Below are 20,998 nucleotides of genomic sequence, written 5' to 3'. Positions count from 1 at the left end.
AGAGAACCGGATACGGCGCACTCACAATTCTGTGCGTTTCTGCAGCAGATAAATATCCATGATCCAGCCATGATCGGCCCGCGCGCGGGCGCGCGTGTCCAGAATCTGTTGCGCCACGCCGGTCAGAGGTCCCTTGATCAGCAGTTCCTCTTTCATGCCCACATAGGCGCCCCACCAGATGTCATAGCCCTGCATCTCAAGGCTTTGGAACGAGCATTCGCCGTCCAGCATAACCGCCACTTTCGAGGCATTTAAAGGCCAGCCTTCATCCCGGATACGACGCCCGGTGGTGACGACATAAGGCGCGCCCAGATCGTTGATCGGAATCGCATGGGCTGCCGTCAGCGCCTGCAGCGCGGTGATGCCAGGGATCACTCGGGTTTCCGGCTGCGGGTCCAACCGCGAGGCGATCCGCAGCGAGCTGTCATACAGCGATGGGTCGCCCCAGATCAACAAAGCCACATGCTGCGCATCCGGGTGGGCTTGGATCGCCTCGTGCCAGCGCAGGGCAATTGCGTCGTGCCATTCATCCACGCCACGCAGGTAACCGTCATCCGAGCGGCGCTTGGGGATGTCAAAGTAAGCAATCTGCGGCGGTGTGTCTGTTACGGCCGCGATAATCTCTTCGCGCAGCCCGGCCAGATCGGCCTTGTTCTCGCCCTTGCGGGGGATCAGGATCAGGTCCGCATCGCGGATTGCCTGCGCGCCCTGAAAGGTCACGTGATCCGGATTGCCGGTGCCGATACCAATCAGGGTCAGGTCATACATCGTCGAACTCTGCCAGCGGGCCATAGAGGATCAGCGCCGGTGCGGTGCCAATCTCGGTTGCCAGTTGCTCCGACAATGCGCCGATGGTGGCGCGACGCAGGTTCTGGTCAGGGGTCGAAACCGACTCGGCCATCAGCGCGGGAGTATCCAGCGGCAGGCCGTGCGCGTGCAGGGTCTCGACCAGGAGGGGGAACGTCCGCTTGCCCATGAATACAACTGTTGTCGCATCCGGATCGGCCAGAGCGGGCAGGTTCAGGTCATCGGGCAGTTGGCCGCTGACATCGTGGCCAGTGACGAATTGCACCCGACGGGCGGTCAAGCGTCGCGTCAGAGGGATACCTGCCGCCGCCGCTGCCGCCACGGCCGAGGGGATGCCGGGAATGATCTCGTATTCGATACCGGCTTCGCGCAGGGCGACGAGCTCTTCTTCAAGCCGACCGAACAGCCCGCCATCGCCGGATTTCAAGCGCACCACGCGGGCACCGGTTTTGGCATAATCCACCAACAGGCGGCTGACATGGTCCTGCTTGGGCGAGGGGCGCCCGGCGCGTTTGCCCACGCCTACCAGATCGGTGTCGTCGCGCGCGTGGCCCAAGATCGGGCCACTGCTGAGGTCGTCAAATAGCACCGCATCGGCCTTTTGCATCCGGTCGACCGCTTTCAGTGTCAGAAGTTCCGGATCACCGGGGCCAGAGCCGATAAAGGAAACGAAACCGCTCATGCCGTGGCCTCCGCAATCAGGTGAAAGAATGTGCCGGTGACGTTGCCACGCACCGATCCGGTCTGCGGGCCCTCGGCCCCTTCGGCGTCAAAGACCCGCGCCAACGGCGCATCAGGTTGTTCGACAATCGAGGAATAGTGGAACTCATGCCCGCGCAGAGCCGCTCCGGACGCAAAGCCGGGCATCGGCGCCAACAGTTCCGCCTTGCGATAACCTAGGTTGAATTTGCGCTTCTCATACGAGGTCACCAGCCCCAACAGACCGGCCATTTGGTGCTGAACACCTTCCTTGTCGATCAGCGCCTGACCCAGCGCCATGTATCCGCCGCACTCTCCATGAACAGGTTTGGTTTCAGCGTGCTCGCGCAATCCGGTCAGAAAGGTTTCGGCTGCAGCCAACGTCCCGGCGTGCAATTCGGGGTATCCACCGGGCAACCAGACCAGATCGGCATCCGCTGCCGGGGCCTCATTCGCCAACGGAGAAAACGGCAGAATTTCTGCCCCCGCCGCGCGCCAGCCTTCCAGCAGATGCGGGTAGGTAAAGGAAAATGCGGCATCCCGAGCCAGCGCGATCCGTTGCGCCGGAGGGCGCGGCAGCGCGGCTGACGATGGCCCTTTAGGGCCTGAGGAAGCCGCCGCCTTGATCGCCTCCAGATCCACATGTTCGCGCAGAAACGCCGCATAACCGGCTATCGCGCTTTCCAGATCGGGGTGCTCGACCGCTTGGATCAGACCCAAATGCCGTTCGGGCAGGGTCAGGTCTCCACGGCGGGGCAACACACCCAGAACCGGCAGGCCCGCACGCTCCATCCCCAACCGCGTCAGGCGCTCGTGCCGAGGGCTGGCACAGCGGTTCAGGATCACACCTGCGAACGGCAGATCCGGGTTATACATCCGGAACCCCAGCGCCGTGGCCGCAGCCGATTGCGCCTGACCACCAACATCCAGCACCAGCACCACGGGCCAGCCCATCCGCAACGCGGTCTCAGCACTCGATCCGTGGCCTAGTTCCCCAGGCTTGGCGACGCCGTCAAACAGCCCCATCGAGCCTTCGGCGACCACGATATCAGCCCCTTCGGCCTGCGCTGAAATGGCACCAAGCAAAGGATCACCCATCGCCCAACTGTCGAGGTTGAACGAGGCCCGCCCCGCTGCCGCGTGATGGAAGGCCGGATCGATATAGTCCGGTCCGCTCTTGAACGGCTGTACGGCCAGCCCGTCCTCGGCCAGCGCTCGCAACAGGCCCAGCATGACGGTGGTTTTACCCGTGCCCGAAGAGGGCGCGGAAATCAAAAGACCCGGAGGGTTAGTCATCGCCGTGGCTCCAGCTCGACCACGGGCTGTCGGCGCTCTGCGGGCGATAGCGGCGGTCGTAATCCTTGGAATACAGGCAGCTTTCGTCAAAGCCTTCACCGGCCAGCGCAGGCCCGACCATGATCAGTGCGGTACGCGAGATGCTCTCGTCCAGCGATTCTTTCAGCGTGGCCAATGTGGCGCGGATGATCCGCTCATCCGGCCAGCTTGCACGGTACACGACGGCAACCGGACAGTCTGCGCCATAGGCCGGGGTCAGGTCGGCGATGACCTTGTCCAGATTGCCGATCGACAGGTGAATGGCCAGCGTCGCCCCGGTGCGGGCGAAGTTTTCCAGCGTTTCGCCCTCGGGCATTGACGACGCACGTCCCGGCGTCCGGGTCAGAACCACCGATTGCGCCAGCCCGGGCAGGGTCAGTTCGGTTCCCAGCGAGGCCGCGGCAGCCGCGAATGACGGCACGCCCGGTGTTACGCTGACCGGGATGCCCATCTCTTTAAGACGGTGGATCTGCTCGCCCATCGCCGACCAGACCGACAGATCACCGGAATGCAGCCGGGCCACATCCTGACCGGCCTTATGTGCGGTCTCGATCTCGGCCATGATCTGGTCCAGATCCATCGGCGCCGTGTTGATGATCTTTGCGCCCTCGGGGCAGTGGCCCAGGATTTCCTCGGGCACCAGCGATCCGGCGTACAGGCACACGGGGCACGAGGCGATGATATCGCGCCCACGCAGGGTTAGCAGGTCGGCAGCGCCCGGTCCGGCACCGATGAAATGAACGGTCATGATTGTCCTCCGATGGCGACGGCGCAGGTTGCTAGCCGGTCGTCCGAGATATGTCTGAGTGAGGTCAGCCGCGCGCCGGGGCCGGCGGCGGCAAGGGCGGATGCTTCGGCCACACTGCCGGTGCCATAGGTGGCGCGGCTGCGGTTCGAGCAGGTAAGGGTGCGCTGCCCGGCCAGATCGGCGGGCGCAATGAAATGCAGGGGCAGGGCCGTGGATGCTGCGAATTGGGTCAGTGCGGCGTGGCCTTCTTTGTCAGCGACAGTGGCCAGCGCGTCGATGGTCTGACCCGCGCTGGCGCGATCGAAGGCCGCCTGCAGGCTGTCCACCGTGGCCTTAGATGAAAATCCCAATCCCGCGACGATCATAGGGTGACGCTCCATTGCACGACGGGGTAGGCGGACTTCCAGCCGCGTCGGGGCCCTAGGGCCGCAGACTGTGCCAGTTCAATCCGCAACAGCTCACCGCCCAATTGCTCGTGCCATTGCGCAAGCAGCGCTTCGCTTTCCAGCGTCACCGCATTGGCGACCAGCCGGGTACCTTCGGGCAGCGCGTCGCGGAGCCATGCCAGCAGATTGGCGCTAAGCCCGCCGCCGATAAAGACGACATCCGGCGGGGTGAGCCCGGTCAGCGCATCAGGCGCGATACCATGGACCACGTTCAGACGGTCCTGTCCCAGCGCATCGGCGTTGCGGCGAATACGTTCGGCGCGATCTGCGCGGGGTTCGATTGTCGTGGCGGTCAAGGTCGGGTCGCACATCAGCCATTCGATGCTAATCGAGCCAGTACCGCCGCCGATATCCCACAGATGCTCGCCCCGCTGAGGTGCCAGAGCCGACAGCGTCAGCGCGCGCACCGGGCGTTTGGTGATCTGGCCGTCGGTTTCAAAAATCTCGTCCGGTTTGCCCGAGGCTTTCGGGAAAGCGCGCCCTTCGCCCGCGACCTCAAGCCCGACACAGACAGGATGGTCAAAGCTGCTCAGCAGAGCCTCGGTCAGTGACACGGTCCGTGCGCGTTCGCGGGGGCCGCCAAGGGCCTCCATCACGTGCAGAGCGCTGTCTGCAAATCCGGTCTCGGTCAGATAAGTCGCCAGTTCCGCCACCGCTGCGCCGTTGCGTAATAGCAGGATGGCACGCAGGCCGGGTGACAGATGTGGCCGCAGCCGGGTCAAAGGCGCGGCGTGCAGGCCAAAGGTCAACGTGCTTTCCAGCGGCCAGCCCAGCCGAGCGGCGGCCAGAGAAAAGGTCGACTGACCGGGCAGGGCTGCCCATTCCCCGGCCTCGAAATTGCGTGCGATGACCGAGCCTGCGCCGAACCAGAACGGGTCGCCGGACGCCAATACAACGGTCGGTCGCCCGCGAAATTCGGTCAGAATCGGCAGGCCATCTGCAAACGGGACGGGCCATTCGACGCGTTGTGCGCCGGTCTCGGGCACCAGCGACAGGTGGCGTGGCGGGCCCATGATGATTTCAGCTCGTTCCAGCACTTGACGGCTTGCGGGCGGCAGGCCATCCAGTCCATCTTCGCCCAAGCCCAGAACGGTCAGCCACGGAGCTTCACGCATGACACACCTCCTGATTCTTGGTGGCACGACCGAGGCCAACGCGCTGGCCAAAGCCGTGGCCGAACAGGGCATTCCAGCCACTTATTCCTATGCAGGTCGCGTTGAAAACCCACGCCCGCAACCTTTGCCGGTACGCGTCGGCGGGTTTGGCGGAGCTGAAGGGTTGGCGCGTTACCTGCGCGACCAAGCTGTGACCCACGTGGTTGATGCCACCCACCCCTTTGCCGCGCAGATGAGCGGGAATGCCGTCGCAGCGTGTCGCGAAGCCGGAGTGACATTGGCCGCGCTGACCCGCCCGGCATGGACGGCGCAAGAGGGCGACCGATGGCACCACGTCCCCGATATCGACGGCGCGGTCGCCGCGATGTCCGGTGCGCCGCAGCGCGTCTTTCTGGCTGTTGGTCGGATGCATCTTGAGGACTTTTCTGCCCAACCCCAGCACCATTATCTGCTGCGGCTTGTCGATGAACCGGGCGCGCTGCCTTTGCCGAACTGCGATGTTGTTGTCTCGCGCGGGCCGTTCACCTTTGCGGATGACCAGGCGCTGATGCGGCAGCACGGCATTGAGCTGGTGGTGTCCAAGAACGCGGGCGGCACCGGCGCGCGCGCCAAGCTGGACGCCGCACGGGCGCTTGGCGTGCCCGTGCTGATGATCGACCGTCCGGATCTGCCGCAGCGGACCGAGCTGTCGAGTGTCGCACAGGTTCTGGACTGGCTGGCTCATTCGGGCGTGAACCTCGGGGTGTAGACGATCGGGGTGCTGTCCCGCTCGATCACGCGGGTCAGGGATGAACCTACAATGACCACGGTCTGCATGTCGGCCATGTCCGGCGTGGCTTCGGCCAGCGTTGAAATCCGGATCGCTTCATCCGCTCGGGATACGGCGCGGGCGAACAGGATCAGGCGCTCGGGCTCGCATTCTTCACGCAGAATTTCCAGCGTCTTCACGAAGCCTTCCGGGCGGGATTTCGAGCGCGGGTTGTAGAACGCCATCGCGAAATCCCCCTGTGCGGCAAGGCGCAGGCGTTTCTCGATCAACGACCAGGGCTTCAGATTATCGCTGAGGTTGATGGCGCAGAAATCATGCCCCAGAGGCGCGCCTGCCCGGGCCGAGGCCGCCAGCATCGCGGTAATGCCAGGCAGGACGTCGATGGGAATGTCACGCCACTCGGAGGGGCCGTTCTCCAGCGCCTCGAATACCGCCGCCGCCATCGCAAACACTCCGGGATCACCGGACGAAACGACAACAACCCGTTTCCCCTCGGCGGCCATTTGCAGCGCGTGCTGCGAGCGGTCAATCTCGACCCGGTTGTCACTGGCGTGCAGCGTCAGGCCGGGGCGTTCCGCAACACGTGCGACATAGGGGATGTAGCCAACGAGGTCCGTGGCCTCGGCCAGCGCAGCGGATACTTCGGGCGTCACCAAGTCTTCGTTTCCGGGCCCGAGGCCCGCGATCTTGACCCAGCCGCTCATGGCCGCCGCCCCTGACCATGCACGATGATGATCGAGAAATAGGGGGTAACCTTCTCACAGGCCTCGGACAGTTTCGTCACGGTCTGGTTCGGCATTTGCGCGAACTCCACGATCCAGGCGCGATCATAAAGACCGGCCGTTTTCAGCGCCCGTTTCACCTTGTCGATATTGCGTCCGATCTTCATCACGACCAGAGCGTCGGTCTGCGCCATGCGCTCGGCCAACGTTTCCTCGGGCAGGGTGCCGACCAACACAGTCAGTACATCGTCGCCCCATGTGATAGGGTCGCCGGTTGCTGTCCAAGCGCCGGACATGCCGGTGATGGCGGGTACAACCTCAACATCAGTTTCGTCGCGCAAACGGCTGTAAAGATGCATGAAAGAGCCGTAGAAGAACGGGTCGCCTTCACACAAAACCACAACGTCTTCACCCTGATCAGACAAGGTTTTCAGATGTGCGGCGCAGTCCTTGTAAAAGGCCGAAAGCAGCTCGTTATAGCGCGGATCGGTCACCGGAATTTCTGTGGTGACGGGGTATTCCATCGGGAATTCAACCGCGTCACCGGGGATCATGCCGTTGACGATTTTGCGCGCCTGACCGCTGCGGCCCGGCTTGCGAAAGAACGCCACATGACGCGCATTGCGCAGCAGGCGGTCGGCGCGGACGCTCATCAGGTCCGGGTCACCGGGGCCGAGGCCGACGCCGTATATCTTGCCCGCGCTCATTCGGCGCGGCTCGCGATGGCGTTGACGGCGGCCACGGTGATGGCGCTGCCACCCAGGCGGCCTTTGACGATGCAGGACGGCACCGGTTGCGCCTCCCACAGGGCGTCTTTGGATTCGACCGCACCGACAAAGCCCACCGGGCAGCCGATGATGGCGGCGGGGCGCGGGCAATCAGGATCTTCCAGCATGTTCAACAGGTGGAACAGGGCAGTGGGCGCGTTGCCGATGGCGACCAGCGCGCCTTCCAGATGCGGGCGCCACAGTTCCAGCGCGGCAGCGGAGCGGGTGTTGCTCATCTCGGCGGCCAGCGGGCGCACGCGTTCGTCATGCAGGGTGCAGATCACCTCGTTGTCGGAAGGCAGGCGAAAGCGGGTTACGCCTTCGCTGACCATGCGCGCGTCGCACAGGATCGGCGCACCGTTTTCCAGCGCAGTGCGGGCGGTTGCCACGAATCCCGGCGAGAAATGCACGAACTCTTCCAGCCCGACCATCCCGGCGGCGTGAATCATGCGGACGGCGACCTGCTCTTCGTCGGCGTCGAACCGGGCCAGATCGGCCTCGGACCGGATGGTGGCAAAGCTCTCTTTATAGATCGCCGCGCCGTCGGTTTCGTATTCATAGGGCATCAGGTGAAGTCCATGGTCATAAGTGTTTCTTCGGTCAGGCCGTGCTGGCAGGGCTCATCCCCCGCGCGGCCTTGTTTGACAAGATCAAATCGTCCGTTACGGCCGACTAAAGTGACATCCGCCACGCCCATCCGGGCGCAGCCCTTGGCGCAGCCGGAAACGTGCAGGCTGCCAGCGACACGCGGCGCCAATGCGCGGGCAATGTTACGTGTTTCCGCTTGCGCCTGAGGGCAGAACGGCGCTCCGGGGCAGGCGTCGGTGGTCATCAGCGGGTCAGCACCATCTGTGACAAAGGCCGAAGCAGGAATCGCTGTCCCGCCTTCCAACAGGATCAGCCGCCACGGGGTCACGCGCAGGGCGGCGGCACCCGAGTCCTTGATCAGGGAGTGCAGACGCCGCGCAGGCAGTTGGCCGAAGACCGCGCCGTACAGGGCTCCCAGATCATAGGCGCCGGGTTGCAATGGCGTGCCGATGGGACCCGGGGTGCTGCCCAGCCAGTTCTGCGGCAAGCCCTGCGCCGCAACCACCCGCGCCATGCGGCGTGTTTCGGGTGTGAAGTGTTCAGCGAACCACTCGGCCAGAGCGATCACCCGGTCGACGGCGTCCTCTTCCGACACGCGGCATCCTGTTTCACATCCGTCGGCGCGCAGGATCAGACCCGCGGCATCGGTCTCAAGCCGGATATCTGCCGAGTCACCAGCCAGCAAACGTTCGGGACCAGTATCTATGGCAAAGCCGAATTTGGCTGGCAGGGCGGGCAGGTCACCCAGCCGATTGATAAGCTCTTGTGCCAATCGCGCGGTCAGATCGCCTGTTTCGTACAGGGGCGAAACAAGGGTATTGCGCCGCACTTCGATGCCGGGTTCGGCATCCAACAGGTCCAGTGCCGCGAGTTCCGCCAGCAGGGGTTGATGGTCGGCCTCGTTCACCCCCCGCAATTGCAGGTTGGCGCGGTTGGTCAGGTCGATTGTACCGTTGCCGAACCGTTCAGCTAGCTCACACAGACCGAGCGCTTGCTCTGCGCTCAGCCGGGCCAGCCGTGGCCGTACTCGTACAACCAATCCGTCTCCGGACATCATCGGGCGATGTGCGCCGGGGCACCATCCCTGGACAACGGGGGCGCTCATCACAGACCCTCCAGATCGGCGCGGATCGAATTGCGGCGCGTATTCCAAAGCCCGGCTTCCAACAGCGCGCGGAACCGGTCCTGCATGGCCTGATGCGCCTGCGGGTTGGCCTCTTGCAGGAAGGCATCGACCTCTTCGTTGCCCAGCGTGGCATCGTGGTAGAGGTCGAACAGATGCGGTGCGACAGTGCCGGACAGATGCGCGAACGAGGCCATGTGATCCAGCGTGGCCGCGATCTCGGCCGCGCCACGGAATCCGTGACGTTGCATACCCGCGATCCAGCCGGGATTGGCAGCACGGGCGTGGACGACGCGGCTGATCTCTTCGGGCAAGGTGCGGGCGCGCGGGTTCTCCGGGTTGGTATTGTCCAGATGATACAGCTGCGCGCTGCCGCCTGTAATCTTCTTTGCGGCGGCGAACCCGGCCTCATGCGTGGCATAGTCATTGGCCAGCAGCAGGTCGGTCTCGGTCAGGTCCTGCAGGTGCACGAAACTGTCGGCACTGGCGACACGCTGGGTGATGCCGTCTTTGTCCTGAGCGATGTGCTCGCCTTCCAACGCGAAAGAGCTGGCCTCAAGCCACGCCTCACCGGCCTGCGTGCGCGCCTCGTCCGTATAGGTCTCGGACAGATGGGTCATGTTCAGGCCATAGCTGCTGGGGGCCGGCCCATAGACGCGGGCGGCGGGGACCTGACCGGCATAGGGGTTCCAGTCCGGGGCCTCATCGCGCTGGGACAGCGCCCGTACGGCCTGACCAAACAGCGCCGAAAGCGTCGGGAATACGTCGCGGAACAGGCCCGAGACGCGCAGTGTCACGTCCAGACGTGGGCGGCTGAGGTCGGTAATGGGCAGCACTTCGATGCCCGAGACCCGCTCGGACCCTTTGTCCCAAACCGGTTTTACGCCCAACAGGTGCAGCGCCATGGCAAATTCTTCGCCAGCGGTCCGCATGGTGGCCGAGCCCCACAGATCGACGATCAGGCCTTTGGGGTAATCGCCTTCTTCCTGCAGGTGGCGGCGCACCAGTTCCTCGGCTAGCTTGACGCCTTGGGTATAGGCCGCACGCGTTGGCACGGAACGCGGGTCGGTGGTGTAGAGATTTCGCCCGGTCGGCAGCACATCCGAGCGCCCACGATAGGGCGAGCCGGACGGCCCGGCCTCGATCCGTTTACCGGCCAGCGCGTCGATCAGGGCGTTGCGTTCGGCATGGGCCGAGGGCGCGGGGTCAAAATTGCCCGTTACCTCGGGCACGCGACCATAGACATGCAATCCGTCGCCGAATTGGCTTTCCTTGATGTCACAGACAAAACGGTCGATGCGGGTGATCGCCTCGGCGGTGCAGGTGGCCTGATCTAGGCCAAGGTCGCTTTCCAGCCCGATAGCTTGCGCCTCGTCGCGGATGTCTTCCTGCAGCCGGTCGCGGCGTTTGGGGTCCAGCCCATCGGCGTTCGAGAACTCATCCAGCAGCGATTCCAACCGCACCATCCGATCCGGCGTACCGCTTTCCTTCAGCGCGGGCGGGATATGGCCCAGCGTGACGGCTCCGATCCGGCGCTTTGCCTGCGCGGCCTCGCCGGGGTCGTTGACGATGAAGGGGTAGATCACCGGCAGATCGCGGATCAACGCCTCAGGCCAGCAGTCAGCGGACAGGGCGACCGATTTGCCCGGCAGCCATTCCAGAGTTCCGTGTGCGCCGGTATGGATCAGCGCATCCGCGCCCAGCCCTTTGCGGAGCCACAGATAGAAGGCGACATAGCTGTGACGCGGGGTGCGCGACAGGTCGTGATAGTCGTCATCGCGCAGCTCGGGCGTTCCGCGCTCGGGCTGCAAGGCGATCAGGGCCTTGCCACGGCGCAGCGCGGTGAAGTGGAATGCACCATCCGAAAAGTTTGGGTCGTCCTCGGCGTTGCCCCAGACCGTGTGCAGGTCCGCGCGCAGTTGCTCCGGCAAATCCGCCAACGCGGTCTGATAATCCTGCAGCGACCACGAAAGGCGCGCGTTCAGCAGGGATTCAGCAATCGGTTCTGCCGGCGTAGTGTCATAGCCTTCGCCTTGCAGGTCCGACAGCATCGCCTCGGCCGAGGCCAAAGCGTCCAGGCCCACCGCATGGGCCATCTGCCAGTCCTTGCCGGGGTAGGTGGACAGAACCAGTGCGGGAACCTGATCCGCCTTGGGTTTGTCGTTCAGGCTCAGCCAGCCGGTGACGCGGTCGATGATGGCTTCGATCCGTTCGGGTTCGGCTCGATGGGCAAAGCGGGAATATTCCAGATGCGGGTCGCGCTTGCCGGGTTCTTTGAAGGATGCGATGCCTGCCGAAATGCGCCCGTCCACCTCGGGCAACACCACATGCATGGCGAGGTCGGCGGGCGAGAGACCACGTTCCGCCTCGGCCCACGCTTTGCGGCGCGAGGTGGCGAGGGCGACCTGGAACACCGGTACATTGGCCGCGTCCAGTGGCGAGGTGCCCGACGCCCCTTTGCCCGAGAAAGAAGTGGCGTTGATGATCGCCGAGGGCTCCAACGCGACGATGTTCTCGCGCAGCCACTCGGCGGCTGCGGGCGTTTTGAGAGAGGGGGCGAACATGCCGACAGCCTCGAACCCGCGGTCTCGCAAGCTGCGGATCAGGGCCGCGACTGGGGCGGTATCCGCCGAGGTCAGATAGGCGCGATAGAAGGTCACGAGGATACGTTTCGCGTCGCCTGAGAAGGCGGCCTCCGCTGGGATCACGCCACGATCCGGGCACCATGCACCACACTCGGGCAGGGTTTTGGCCCCCATCACCGGGCCAGCATAAAGACCCGCTGCCAGCGCCATTTGCGCCAGCGCGGCTTGTGCGGCAACCTCTCCGCCGGTGTCGCACAGATGCGCCAGCCGCCGCAGGGTCGAGACGGGCAGGGTGGAATAGTCATCCAGCCGCGTGTCCTCGCGTCCATCCGCGGGCAGAACGGCCAGCGCAATGCCCTTGGCCTGCGCCAGCGACAGAACTTGCTGCAACCCATAGGACCAGTAAGGCACACCACCGATCAGGCGGATCAGGATGCCTTTGGCGCCCTCCAGCGTCTGCTCGACATAGGTGTCGACGGACAGAGGATGTTTCAGCGCCGTCAGATTGGCCAGCCGCATCGTCGGCATCCGCCCCTCGGGGCCGCCACCGCGATGCCAGCCCGCCGCGAAAGCGCCAAGGTCGCTGTCGGAAAAGGACAGCACCACCAGATCCGCCGGGCTCTGGCCCAGATCGGTCGGGGTTTCGGTTTCTTCTAACCCGTGGCTTTCGCGGAAGACGACGTGCATGGCTTACTCGGCAGCCTCGGTCACACCCACGAGGATATCGCGGATTGCGGCTTCTTTGATGTCGTCATGCTCGGCGATGACCACCAGACGCGAGCGGCGCTCTTCACCGGGCTCCCACGGACGGTCATATTGGTGACGGACACGGGCGCCAACAGCCTGCACGAGCAGACGCATCGGTTTGCCTTCGACGGCGGCATAGCCTTTGACGCGCAGGATGTTCAGCTCATTGGCCAGACGTTCGATCTTGGCGACTAGATCGGCGGGATCGGTCTGTTCCGGCAGCTCGACGATGATGCTTTCGAAATCGTCATGCTCGTGATCGTGGTGGCCGTCGTGATGCGAGGGGCGCGCATCCATGTCATCCTCGGCTGCGGCTTCCAGACCCAGAACGACCCGCACGTCCACGGCGCCTTCAGCAACCTCGACCATGGGCAGGGGGCGTGGGGCCTCGGCGGCGATGATTTCCTTGGCTTTGGCCACACCTTCGGGACCAGCCAGATCGGGCTTGGTCAGCAGGATGATGTCGGCGCAGGAGATCTGGTCTTCGAACACCTCGGACAGGGGTGTTTCGTGGTCGATCGAGTCATCGGCCAGGCGCTGGGCGTCAACGGCCTCGACATTGGGGGCAAAACGACCTGCGGCGACGGCCTCGGCATCGGCCAGAGCGATCACGCCATCCACGGTGATCTTTGACCGGATATCCGGCCAGTCGAACGCTTTCAGCAGCGGCTTGGGCAGGGCGAGGCCGGAGGTTTCGATCAGGATGTGATCCGGGCGCGGCTCCAGCGCCATCAGTGCCTCGATGGTCGGAATGAAATCATCTGCCACGGTGCAGCATATGCAGCCGTTTGCCAGCTCCATGATGTTTTCTGCCGGGCAATCCGGGATGGCGCAGGATTTCAGGATGTCGCCGTCTACGCCCACATCGCCAAATTCGTTGACGACCACGGCCAGACGCTTGCCCTGCGGGTTCTGCATCAGGTGCTTGACCAGAGTGGTCTTGCCCGAACCCAGAAAGCCGGTGATCACAGTAACGGGGAGTTTCTCGAGGTTGCTCATTTCAGGGCTCCAATCGGGGGAATACGGGCCGCACAGTTTTTGCGGAAATGTTCGGGGCGCTCGCGCCATTTGACCAAGCCGTCCTCAGTCGCGAGGTACTTGGTGGCACCTTCGACAATGGTTTCGACATGGTCGTTTTCGTTGAGGTGTTCGTAGACAAAGGTCCAACGACCCGGACCACCGCGCAGCACGATGGAACAGCCTTCGTCACAGTTCGACAGGCATTCCACGGCTTTCAGCGTGATGCCCTCGGGCAGATCCGCCTGTTCCAATGCTTTGTGAAGCAAGGTTCCGGGCCGTTGCGCGTCGTCCTCGACGGGCAGGCCGCGGCGGCACGTGGTACAGACCAGCAGCTCGACTGGTGCGGTCACGGTCATGTCTCTCATCCCCCCAAATCCTCATTGCGGGGGACGGGGTTTCATGCGGGCCACGTGTTGCGACATGGACCCGACACCGGAACACCCCGCCCGGTTTCATCTTCGGGTGCTGGCAGGTCTCCCGGCTTGCGGATGTCAGAGGCGGGCCTCTGTCGGATGTCCCGCCTTCCCGGCCTTTTGGGCCAGTGGCTTTGGGCACCCTCTCCGGTCACGGTCGCGGGGGCGGCTGCGTTTGACGGATAACCGCTGACGCATTCCCTTTTCATCCATCCGGGGATGGACACCAACGCAAGCGACATGCGGCACGGGCAGGGGGGTTGTCAAGCGTGAGACATGGAAGGAAACGCCCAAGGACGGAAAAGCGACCAGCCTATGTCAATCAGCGGCATCGGTTGCCAGCCGATCCCGCAACCAGGCGCAAAACAATCCCGCTGCCGCCGTTGGCTGCGCAGCCCTCTGGGCGCTGACCAGGTAATGGGATTGGGCAAAGGGAATCGCCGGACCTGCAATCGCAATCGGCGCGCCCTGCCGGATTGCGTTTACTGCGAACCGCTCCAGGATCGTTGCATATCCCGCACCGGCCATCACGAGTTGCAGCGCCGCCACTGTCGTATCCACCGAATGTCGAGGTGGCTGGTCGGGGGGCGCAGTGCCGTTGGCCTGAAAATACCGCGCCCAGTTGTCCTCGTACCCGAGGATGTGAATCAGCGGACCGTTGTTCAGTATTGGCGAGCCGTCCCCGGCGCGGCAGACTGGAACCAGCCTTTCATCGGTAAGTTTTTCGGACCGCACCCCCGGCCAGTCGCCATAACCCAACCGGATTTCCACATCCACATCGCCGGGCGTCCCACTGTCGTTCCAGATGTGCGAGACCAGACGGACAGGGATATCCGGATGCCGGGCAGAGAAGTCTGGCAGTTCAGCGGCCACCCAGTAGGTCGCCGTCGAAATCGCAGCCCGGATCGTCAGGGTCTGACGTGAGGCCGGGCCAAACAGGCTGTTGGTAGACAGCGCGATATCTGACAACGCTCGCCGCACCGTCAGCGAATAGGACTGCCCCAGCTCGGTCAACTCCAGTCGCCGTGCATTTCGGGTGAACAGCTTTTGCCCCAGCTCGGCCTCGAGGGACCGAATATGCAGCGAAACCGCTGTCTGCGTCAGGCCAAGCTCTTGCGCGGTTGTGGTGAAATTCAGATGGCGCGCGGCGGATTCAAAACTGCGTAGCCATGCGGGGTTTGGAAGGCGATCCATCTATCACCAAAAAATTTTGCCCATAACTAGCTTTATTATTCATTTTTGTTTCCGGCAGGCAACAGGTTTACTCGGCGCAAACAGCGACCTTCGGGAGGGTAATATGAAAGTCGGATTTATCGGATTGGGAAATGTCGGTGGGAAGCTGTCCGGCTCGCTGCTGCGCAACGGAATTGATCTGACTGTTCATGACCTCAACCCCGATCTGGTGGCAGAATTTGTGGCCCAAGGCGCCAAAGCAGCCGAAAACCCGGCGCAGATGATGCGGGATTGCGATGCGGTCATCACTTGTCTGCCGTCCCCCGCCGCCTCGAATGCCGTGATGCAGCAGATGCTGCCTGAGGTCGGCCCGGGCAAAATCTGGATGGAGATGTCGACCACCGACGAGGCCGAGGTCAAACGTCTGGGTGCGATGGTGATCGAACGCGGCGGCGCCGCCGTCGATTGCCCCGTGTCCGGTGGGTGCCACCGGGCGGCGACCGGCAATATTTCGATCTTTGCCGGCTGCGACCGTGCAACCTTCGAGCGGATTTTGCCGTTTCTGACCACGATGGGCCGCCGTGTGCTGCATACCGGGGAACTGGGCACAGCCTCGGTTCTGAAGGTGCTGACCAACTATCTGGCCACCGCCAACCTGATCACCTGCGCTGAGGCGTTGGTGACTGCCAAAGCCGCCGGCATGGACCTCAACACCACCTATGAGGCGATCAAGATTTCATCCGGCACGTCCTTCGTGCATGAAACCGAGAGTCAGGTCATCCTGAACGGATCGCGCGATATCTCTTTCACGATGGATCTTGTGAAAAAGGATATTGGTCTGTTTCAGGACGTCGCCGACCGTGCCGGAGTGCCGCTGGAAATCAACCCGGTGATGATCAAGATATTTAACGACGGCATCGCTCGTTTCGGCGAGCGTGAGCTGTCCCCGAACATTATCAAGCGGTTGGAAGAGGCCACTGGCCTGGACATCACCGCCCCCGGCTTCCCGCCCGAGATGCTGGACGACGAACCTGAAGAGCCGGGCTACGAAGTCATCCCGCAAGGCCGACGAGCAGAATGACACGCCAAGTGGCGCATAGTATTCAGTTGCCAATGTGGTGGAGTGGAGGCGAGTGCCGCAATCGAGTCAGTATACACGGATTTGCAAGAGATCGACACCCAAAATAACTAAAGAAATTCAATGTTATATGTTGATCAAGTTCGCTTGTGTTCCGTTTTGTGTACGATTAAGTTTTTCCGCATATAACTGATTTAGCTGGCTTTTTCTTCCGCTTCGCGCGCGATCTTAAAAGCCAGCATGAGGACAAACATACATGCGAACAATCCACTTACGTCGCCAATGAAATAACCAATCAACGTATCTGTGTTGTGGCTAAAAGCCCAACCCATTCCAAAGGTATTGATTGCCGAGGCAATTGCACCTGCGGCCATCACATCTCGCCAATTTGCTGCACGATTTGCCGTTATTCGAAAGTCCAACCCAAACTTTGCTAGCCCCCAAAAAGTTACCGCGGCACACACTATTCCAGAGAATACACCTGCAAGTCCCGCGAGTGTGAAACCCGCGGCCCCAAAGTTTATCCAGTGCGTTAGCAAGGCAGTTGGTGCGAATAACGGAATAGCTTTCCAGCCCATCATCCATGCTGACAATATGCGGACGCCATGTGGAAGGAAAAGTAAACTGGCATAGGGTGCTAGCTCTGGCGTGTACTGGGCTTGTAGGGGGAGTAGAATGTAAATTGAGATTCCAAATGCGAGTAAGTGCGCAAGCGAAATAATAAGGAACGGTGTCAGCAGGATTTGGGTGTTAAGTGCTTTCAATTGCTCAGCTACCTAGCTCTTTCGACACGACATACGATGATCGTTGTCGCCCCTGCGTGTGTTGCAAATACCCTGCCTCTACAAGCTCCCGTAAGGCTCGAAAAAAAGCGCTGCGCGATACGCCACTCAGCAATTCATGTTGCCGCAGTTCTTCCGTCTCAACCGTTTTTGAAGTTTCGCTCAGCAGCGCTGCTGCGTACACGATGTTTCTCTGCACGGCACTTAAATCATCTATGCCTATGTCGCGTTCCATACCAAGGAGCAGTTGCTTCAGACGCGCTAATTTTTCAATGCCTGCCATATTTAAGCCAAGAGGTTATGGATTGAGTACAGGATATTATGGCTTGACTATTCGTGTTAGCAAGTTCCAATTTGGCACTTATATGCATTCGCATTCGCGGCTTATTGCTGGCGAGTGGAAAATGAACATAAGGAACACGGATGCGTGCGAGTCGTGCAGGTGTCAGGAACAACATTGGCGCAGTTGCCTTTGGCCTCTTGGTGACTTTGATGGGCACAAGACCATGCATTGGTATTTTAGGACTATAGGATGAATTCTGTTTTAAAGCTCTTGGTTCTACCCTTGCTATTTCTCTTCGCTCAGTTGTCCGTCGCTTTGGCCCAAAATGCGACAAGTGAAGCGCAATTTGATGGGATTTACGAGGTCCGTATCAGCCGTATTTGGATAGATAGTTATTGGAGCGGTCGAAATGACCCAGCTTACAGGCCTGGGAAAACGAACCTAATTCAAGCTGCAATGATAGAAGTTCGAAACAACAAGGCTCGTTTTTTGAAGCTGGAGGCCAATAACGCTCTAGCTGGTCCTGTATTTTCTAACTTCAAAGGTCGCGTCAATAAGGATGGGGTCTTTAGGTTCAGTGTCACGGTGAACAAACTACTTGGAGCAGGTAAAAACTCTCCGTTTACCGTCCGTCCGTCTGTCCAACTTAGCGCACGGCCAAAAGTTGGGAATATCGCTACCGTGAAACCCAAAGGCTTTGACGAAGCTTTCCAAGCCCACATTTCTGTCAAAACGCTTGAGTTGTTCGCAAACCCAAATCCCAAGCTGGCATCAAAAGCCAAACCACAGCGAGTTGCTTCTAGTGGCGGCAACGAAAAACTAAGAACAGTGATCCAACCACTGCTTTCAGAGCTTGGGTACTACAATGGCGATATTGACGGTCTGTCAGGTCCTCAAACTAGGCGAGCGATCAAAGCGTTCGAGAGAGTAACTGTTGGACCAGATAACGGTATCTTGGACGACAAGGAGCTAGCAAAGCTCGTCGCCCAAGCGGAGGCGAAGCGAAACAGAGCTTATAAATCAGCCGCTGATACATCGACTCAAAGTGAAACAGAAAAACTGGCGTCGCAAATTCAAGAGCAACAACTAGCGCAAGCGAACGCTCTACGAGAAACTTTGGGAATATCCGCAGCGAAACAGCCAACTGACAGCGAAGACGCCAAACCTCTTGAAAAACTTGCAGCAGAAAATGAACGGTTAAGGCTTGAACTAGAAAACGCTAAACTGCGCCAACAAATTGCGAACCTAAAGCAGCAGCTACATTCGAATACAGATGTTGATCCAGCGGCAGAACAGCCCAAGGCGCTGAAGCAGGTGGTGATTGAGAAAACAAAACGTGAAAAACTTGAGGCGGAAACAGTAGAGCAGAAGCGCCTCGCACAGCGAGAAGCTATAGCTCCGAAACTTGCTGCTGCATGGTTTAACGATTTCGATGGTCAGGTCGCGCTGTCTGCAGACAAGAGCGTTGCATTTACCTGCGCTTCTCCAGAAGTTGGTTTTCTGGGACCTACCTTAGAAGTGTTCTTTGACACACCTGTTCCCTTGCAGGGTAAGCAGGAGCTATCCTTTTCCTTCGACGAGGGGCAGACTTTAGAATGGGATGAAAGCTATGGTGCTGAACTGTACGTAGGCACACTGGAAGATCCTTATGGTACTGCAAATGCACAGGGGTACGCTGCTCGTTTGTCGTTCGGCACACATCGCGCTGCGACAGGAAGTTGGGTTTGGCTCGCTGAGCGTTTCATGGAAAACGACAGTGTCGTTATTACAGTCAATGGTGTTGATCTGCCGCCAATATCGCTTCTAGGCTCATCTGAGGCTTTGGAGCATATCGCATATTTCCTACCGCCGTGTGCAATAGACGCTTCGCTCAATGATGAGGTGGGCCAGACGGCAAATGGAAACTCCGTTGAGGCAGCGGCTAATATTTTTGACGGTCTCTATAGACCGCGCGGAGCGGAATTTTCTCATTGGGATTGTGAGAGTGTTGGCCAAGACGGTGGTGCTCTTGGCATTCGCGGAAATAAGCTCACTCTGATTGAGGAAGCCTGCACTCTGAGTAATCCAACTGAAAATAAAGGCACTTCAGAGGTGGCATTTGACGCGCAGTGCGCGATTGAGGGAAGTGAGTACAACGCCAAATATTCGTTTAGAAAAACTAACTTTGGTGTTGTCTTCAGCGGTGACGGGTTTTCAGCAGAGTGGCAGAGTTGCGCAGCGCCTGACAACCTTCAAAAAAAGTTCTCTAACGAACGGAATGAGCCAGAAGTTTCTCCAGGTGATGCAGGTGCGTTAGAATTGGTTGCTCAGTGGCATCAAGCGAATGGGCGTTGTCGTGGTGACAGCGGAAATGCGCAAGCGACATTGGATTGGTGTGAAATTCGTAGCTCGATAGGGCAGGTGTTGGAGGGAATGAGCTGGTGTCACGGCCAAGATAGCAGCGCCTCGTTTGAAGAAAGCTGGCGGGAGTGCAGCGGTTCCCAAAGTGAATTAACGGATGGACAGCGAGTTGCAGCGGAGGAAGCGGAAAACGAATGGTTGGCTGCTGAGCAGGCAGAACTTGAGAATCTGGTTAGGAAACATGAGAAACTACTCCCGCGCGACGTAGATTTGAAAGGTAGCTGCGAGGATCAAAAAAATTCTGCGTGTGGTAAATTGGCTGCGAAAAATTCCAAAGTCTTCACAATGGTTTACACGTGTCCGACAGCGGTGCCTCTAGCAAACGAAGCGTTGCAGGCTTTGGGAAAAAAGAAGATCGACACAAAAGCGTTGTTTGTTCACATCAACTCCCAAGTAGCCGAGTCTGGCTTTGACGGCTTTACACCCCTTGTGAATTCAGAATTGAAGGAACTGATGATGCGCGATCCTGGCGCAGTCAAACGCACGCTGATACTTTGCCTTTCTGGTTTGAAATCAGGGAAAATGGATCTCGAGCGATTTGAGGGCGCATATTTGGAACTGGAACGTCTTGCTGAGAAGCGGGCGGAACGCAAACGGTTCGAGGTTGCGCAGCCTGAGCGCAAGCGACAATCATCAGGAATATTAATTGTTGATTGCGTAGAGCTAGGTGATTGGGCTGCTGGAATGGCTCGACAAAATAATCTCCTAGTCAATGACCCAGCGCGACTACAAGAACAATACCTTTACAACTTTGATATGTGGAATAGAAATACAAGAATAGATGAAATTAGTAGGTCGAATCTTCTGATGGCAGCGTCACGCGCATTTCGCGGCACGATTCATGATGACATTGCATTTGAACAGGAAATTAAACAGCTTTGTTTAAGTTCGCGCATGGGTTTTTCCAACCCCAAGCGCAATTAACCTTATCTTAGAAAAGCCCAGAGCCTGTGCCAGCATTGGTGGAGGCCACAGCCTGTAACAGCGAGTGCAGGCGATAGCCCTGCGCAAGTTGGGGCTGGTTCAAGCGCCACGGGCAGACAGTGGTGCTTGAAAGCCTAAATACGATGACCTCTTTGCACCGTACTTTGCTGCTGCTTCGCATCAGCAACCGCTACAGCAAATCGTTTCTTTAGACTGGTACGTGCAGTGCAAATACGGAAACAAGGCGCTGACGATTGGCAGCGGAAACGCAGTCTTTGTGAAAGCGTTGAAAGATGTCGCTGGCGCGCTGAAAACGTTGAAAGCAGCGACGGAAGCTGGTGAGTTGGATGATGCGATTGCAAAGGCAACTCAGCGCAAGAAGTCTAGGGTCAGGATGCATTGAATTCCGCCGCGCCGCGTGATTCACGGCTCCACAAACGGAGCGGTAACATGAGCGATCTTTTCTGGCTGACC

19 protein-coding genes and 1 riboswitch are annotated in these 20,998 nt (G+C 60.1%); of the genes, 3 read left to right on the top strand and 16 right to left on the bottom strand.

Features of this window, described 5'->3' with window-relative positions:
* Window positions 1-21: 21 nt before the first annotated feature.
* From cobF to cbiE, 6 genes are read right to left on the bottom strand one after another with little or no spacing between them, the layout of a single operon-like run.
* Window positions 22-768, bottom strand: a complete 747-nt coding sequence (cobF, locus tag ACR0KW_RS06165) for a precorrin-6A synthase (deacetylating) (protein ID WP_480804215.1) — start codon at window positions 766-768, stop codon at window positions 22-24.
* The gene (cobA, locus tag ACR0KW_RS06160) at window positions 761-1,489 is read right to left on the bottom strand and encodes a uroporphyrinogen-III C-methyltransferase (RefSeq protein WP_480804214.1); all 729 of its coding nucleotides are present in this window, start codon (window positions 1,487-1,489) and stop codon (window positions 761-763) included. Before cobA ends, cobF begins: the two co-directional genes overlap by 8 nt.
* Window positions 1,486-2,802 carry a cobyrinic acid a,c-diamide synthase CobB gene (locus ACR0KW_RS06155; RefSeq protein WP_480804213.1) on the bottom strand — a complete coding sequence of 439 codons (1,317 nt, stop codon included), beginning with the start codon at window positions 2,800-2,802 and terminating at the stop codon, window positions 1,486-1,488. The genes cobA and ACR0KW_RS06155 overlap by 4 nt, the downstream gene beginning before the upstream one ends.
* Complete coding sequence (gene cobM / locus ACR0KW_RS06150; protein ID WP_480804212.1) at window positions 2,795-3,589, bottom strand: precorrin-4 C(11)-methyltransferase; 795 nt, start codon at window positions 3,587-3,589, stop codon at window positions 2,795-2,797. The genes ACR0KW_RS06155 and cobM overlap by 8 nt, the downstream gene beginning before the upstream one ends.
* Window positions 3,586-3,954, bottom strand: a complete 369-nt coding sequence (locus ACR0KW_RS06145; RefSeq protein ID WP_480804211.1) for a cobalamin biosynthesis protein — start codon at window positions 3,952-3,954, stop codon at window positions 3,586-3,588. The genes cobM and ACR0KW_RS06145 overlap by 4 nt, the downstream gene beginning before the upstream one ends.
* Window positions 3,951-5,150 (bottom strand): precorrin-6y C5,15-methyltransferase (decarboxylating) subunit CbiE, encoded by a 1,200-nt coding sequence (gene cbiE / locus ACR0KW_RS06140; protein WP_480804210.1) that lies wholly within the window; start codon window positions 5,148-5,150, stop codon window positions 3,951-3,953. The genes ACR0KW_RS06145 and cbiE overlap by 4 nt, the downstream gene beginning before the upstream one ends.
* Here cbiE and ACR0KW_RS06135 point away from each other — a divergent pair.
* Window positions 5,149-5,898, top strand: coding sequence for a cobalt-precorrin-6A reductase (locus tag ACR0KW_RS06135; RefSeq protein ID WP_480804209.1), 750 nt, complete (start codon window positions 5,149-5,151; stop codon window positions 5,896-5,898). The two genes, cbiE and ACR0KW_RS06135, sit on opposite strands and share 2 nt — an antisense overlap.
* On the opposite strand, the gene cobJ is transcribed toward ACR0KW_RS06135, so the two are convergent.
* The 8 genes from cobJ to ACR0KW_RS06095 form a co-directional block, all read right to left on the bottom strand.
* On the bottom strand, window positions 5,871-6,623 hold the full coding sequence (cobJ, locus tag ACR0KW_RS06130) for a precorrin-3B C(17)-methyltransferase (protein ID WP_480804208.1): 753 nt from the start codon (window positions 6,621-6,623) through the stop codon (window positions 5,871-5,873). The two genes, ACR0KW_RS06135 and cobJ, sit on opposite strands and share 28 nt — an antisense overlap.
* Complete coding sequence (locus tag ACR0KW_RS06125; RefSeq protein ID WP_170325436.1) at window positions 6,620-7,348, bottom strand: precorrin-2 C(20)-methyltransferase; 729 nt, start codon at window positions 7,346-7,348, stop codon at window positions 6,620-6,622. The genes cobJ and ACR0KW_RS06125 overlap by 4 nt, the downstream gene beginning before the upstream one ends.
* Window positions 7,345-7,974 (bottom strand): precorrin-8X methylmutase, encoded by a 630-nt coding sequence (locus ACR0KW_RS06120; protein ID WP_170325435.1) that lies wholly within the window; start codon window positions 7,972-7,974, stop codon window positions 7,345-7,347. Before ACR0KW_RS06120 ends, ACR0KW_RS06125 begins: the two co-directional genes overlap by 4 nt.
* Window positions 7,974-9,101, bottom strand: coding sequence for a precorrin-3B synthase (gene cobG, locus ACR0KW_RS06115; protein ID WP_480804207.1), 1,128 nt, complete (start codon window positions 9,099-9,101; stop codon window positions 7,974-7,976). The genes ACR0KW_RS06120 and cobG overlap by 1 nt, the downstream gene beginning before the upstream one ends.
* Window positions 9,101-12,391 (bottom strand): cobaltochelatase subunit CobN, encoded by a 3,291-nt coding sequence (gene cobN / locus ACR0KW_RS06110; RefSeq protein WP_480804206.1) that lies wholly within the window; start codon window positions 12,389-12,391, stop codon window positions 9,101-9,103. Before cobN ends, cobG begins: the two co-directional genes overlap by 1 nt.
* A 3-nt stretch (window positions 12,392-12,394) precedes the next feature.
* Complete coding sequence (gene cobW / locus ACR0KW_RS06105) at window positions 12,395-13,450, bottom strand: cobalamin biosynthesis protein CobW (RefSeq protein WP_480804205.1); 1,056 nt, start codon at window positions 13,448-13,450, stop codon at window positions 12,395-12,397.
* Window positions 13,447-13,827, bottom strand: a complete 381-nt coding sequence (locus ACR0KW_RS06100) for a DUF1636 family protein (RefSeq protein WP_170325555.1) — start codon at window positions 13,825-13,827, stop codon at window positions 13,447-13,449. The genes cobW and ACR0KW_RS06100 overlap by 4 nt, the downstream gene beginning before the upstream one ends.
* A 94-nt stretch (window positions 13,828-13,921) precedes the next feature.
* A riboswitch (cobalamin riboswitch) is annotated at window positions 13,922-14,130 on the bottom strand.
* Window positions 14,131-14,202: 72 nt separating this feature from the next.
* The gene (locus tag ACR0KW_RS06095; RefSeq protein WP_480804204.1) at window positions 14,203-15,078 is read right to left on the bottom strand and encodes a LysR substrate-binding domain-containing protein; all 876 of its coding nucleotides are present in this window, start codon (window positions 15,076-15,078) and stop codon (window positions 14,203-14,205) included.
* 103 nt (window positions 15,079-15,181) lie between these two features.
* Between ACR0KW_RS06095 and ACR0KW_RS06090 the strand changes: the two genes are divergently transcribed.
* Window positions 15,182-16,138, top strand: coding sequence for an NAD(P)-dependent oxidoreductase (locus ACR0KW_RS06090; RefSeq protein WP_480804203.1), 957 nt, complete (start codon window positions 15,182-15,184; stop codon window positions 16,136-16,138).
* A 191-nt stretch (window positions 16,139-16,329) separates the two neighbouring features.
* Here the strand turns inward: ACR0KW_RS06090 and ACR0KW_RS06085 are convergent, their stop codons facing one another.
* A complete protein-coding gene (locus ACR0KW_RS06085; protein WP_480804202.1) occupies window positions 16,330-16,899 on the bottom strand; it encodes a hypothetical protein in 570 nt (189 codons plus the stop codon).
* Window positions 16,900-16,903: 4 nt separating this feature from the next.
* Window positions 16,904-17,200, bottom strand: coding sequence for a hypothetical protein (locus ACR0KW_RS06080; RefSeq protein ID WP_480804201.1), 297 nt, complete (start codon window positions 17,198-17,200; stop codon window positions 16,904-16,906).
* Between the two features lie 249 nt (window positions 17,201-17,449).
* On the opposite strand from ACR0KW_RS06080, the gene ACR0KW_RS06075 reads away from it, so the two are divergent.
* A complete protein-coding gene (locus ACR0KW_RS06075) occupies window positions 17,450-20,524 on the top strand; it encodes a peptidoglycan-binding domain-containing protein (protein WP_480804200.1) in 3,075 nt (1,024 codons plus the stop codon).
* Window positions 20,525-20,998 lie beyond the last annotated feature (474 nt).

This window comes from Ruegeria sp. CG11, from assembly GCF_056537245.1.
This window is presented reverse-complemented; position numbering and strand designations above follow the sequence as displayed.

Excerpts from the sequence above, each read along its gene's own strand:
- cobF (WP_480804215.1), bottom strand. The coding sequence starts at position 768 with ATGTATGACCTGACCCTGATTGGTATCGGCACCGGCAATCCGGATCAC.
- cobA (WP_480804214.1), bottom strand. The coding sequence starts at position 1,489 with ATGAGCGGTTTCGTTTCCTTTATCGGCTCTGGCCCCGGTGATCCGGAA.
- ACR0KW_RS06155 (WP_480804213.1), bottom strand. The coding sequence starts at position 2,802 with ATGACTAACCCTCCGGGTCTTTTGATTTCCGCGCCCTCTTCGGGCACG.
- cobM (WP_480804212.1), bottom strand. The coding sequence starts at position 3,589 with ATGACCGTTCATTTCATCGGTGCCGGACCGGGCGCTGCCGACCTGCTA.
- ACR0KW_RS06145 (WP_480804211.1), bottom strand. The coding sequence starts at position 3,954 with ATGATCGTCGCGGGATTGGGATTTTCATCTAAGGCCACGGTGGACAGC.
- ACR0KW_RS06135 (WP_480804209.1), top strand. The coding sequence starts at position 5,149 with ATGACACACCTCCTGATTCTTGGTGGCACGACCGAGGCCAACGCGCTG.
- cbiE (WP_480804210.1), bottom strand. The coding sequence starts at position 5,150 with ATGCGTGAAGCTCCGTGGCTGACCGTTCTGGGCTTGGGCGAAGATGGA.
- cobJ (WP_480804208.1), bottom strand. The coding sequence starts at position 6,623 with ATGAGCGGCTGGGTCAAGATCGCGGGCCTCGGGCCCGGAAACGAAGAC.
- ACR0KW_RS06125 (WP_170325436.1), bottom strand. The coding sequence starts at position 7,348 with ATGAGCGCGGGCAAGATATACGGCGTCGGCCTCGGCCCCGGTGACCCG.
- ACR0KW_RS06120 (WP_170325435.1), bottom strand. The coding sequence starts at position 7,974 with ATGCCCTATGAATACGAAACCGACGGCGCGGCGATCTATAAAGAGAGC.
- cobG (WP_480804207.1), bottom strand. The coding sequence starts at position 9,101 with ATGAGCGCCCCCGTTGTCCAGGGATGGTGCCCCGGCGCACATCGCCCG.
- cobN (WP_480804206.1), bottom strand. The coding sequence starts at position 12,391 with ATGCACGTCGTCTTCCGCGAAAGCCACGGGTTAGAAGAAACCGAAACC.
- cobW (WP_480804205.1), bottom strand. The coding sequence starts at position 13,450 with ATGAGCAACCTCGAGAAACTCCCCGTTACTGTGATCACCGGCTTTCTG.
- ACR0KW_RS06100 (WP_170325555.1), bottom strand. The coding sequence starts at position 13,827 with ATGACCGTGACCGCACCAGTCGAGCTGCTGGTCTGTACCACGTGCCGC.
- ACR0KW_RS06095 (WP_480804204.1), bottom strand. The coding sequence starts at position 15,078 with ATGGATCGCCTTCCAAACCCCGCATGGCTACGCAGTTTTGAATCCGCC.
- ACR0KW_RS06090 (WP_480804203.1), top strand. The coding sequence starts at position 15,182 with ATGAAAGTCGGATTTATCGGATTGGGAAATGTCGGTGGGAAGCTGTCC.
- ACR0KW_RS06080 (WP_480804201.1), bottom strand. The coding sequence starts at position 17,200 with ATGGCAGGCATTGAAAAATTAGCGCGTCTGAAGCAACTGCTCCTTGGT.
- ACR0KW_RS06075 (WP_480804200.1), top strand. The coding sequence starts at position 17,450 with ATGAATTCTGTTTTAAAGCTCTTGGTTCTACCCTTGCTATTTCTCTTC.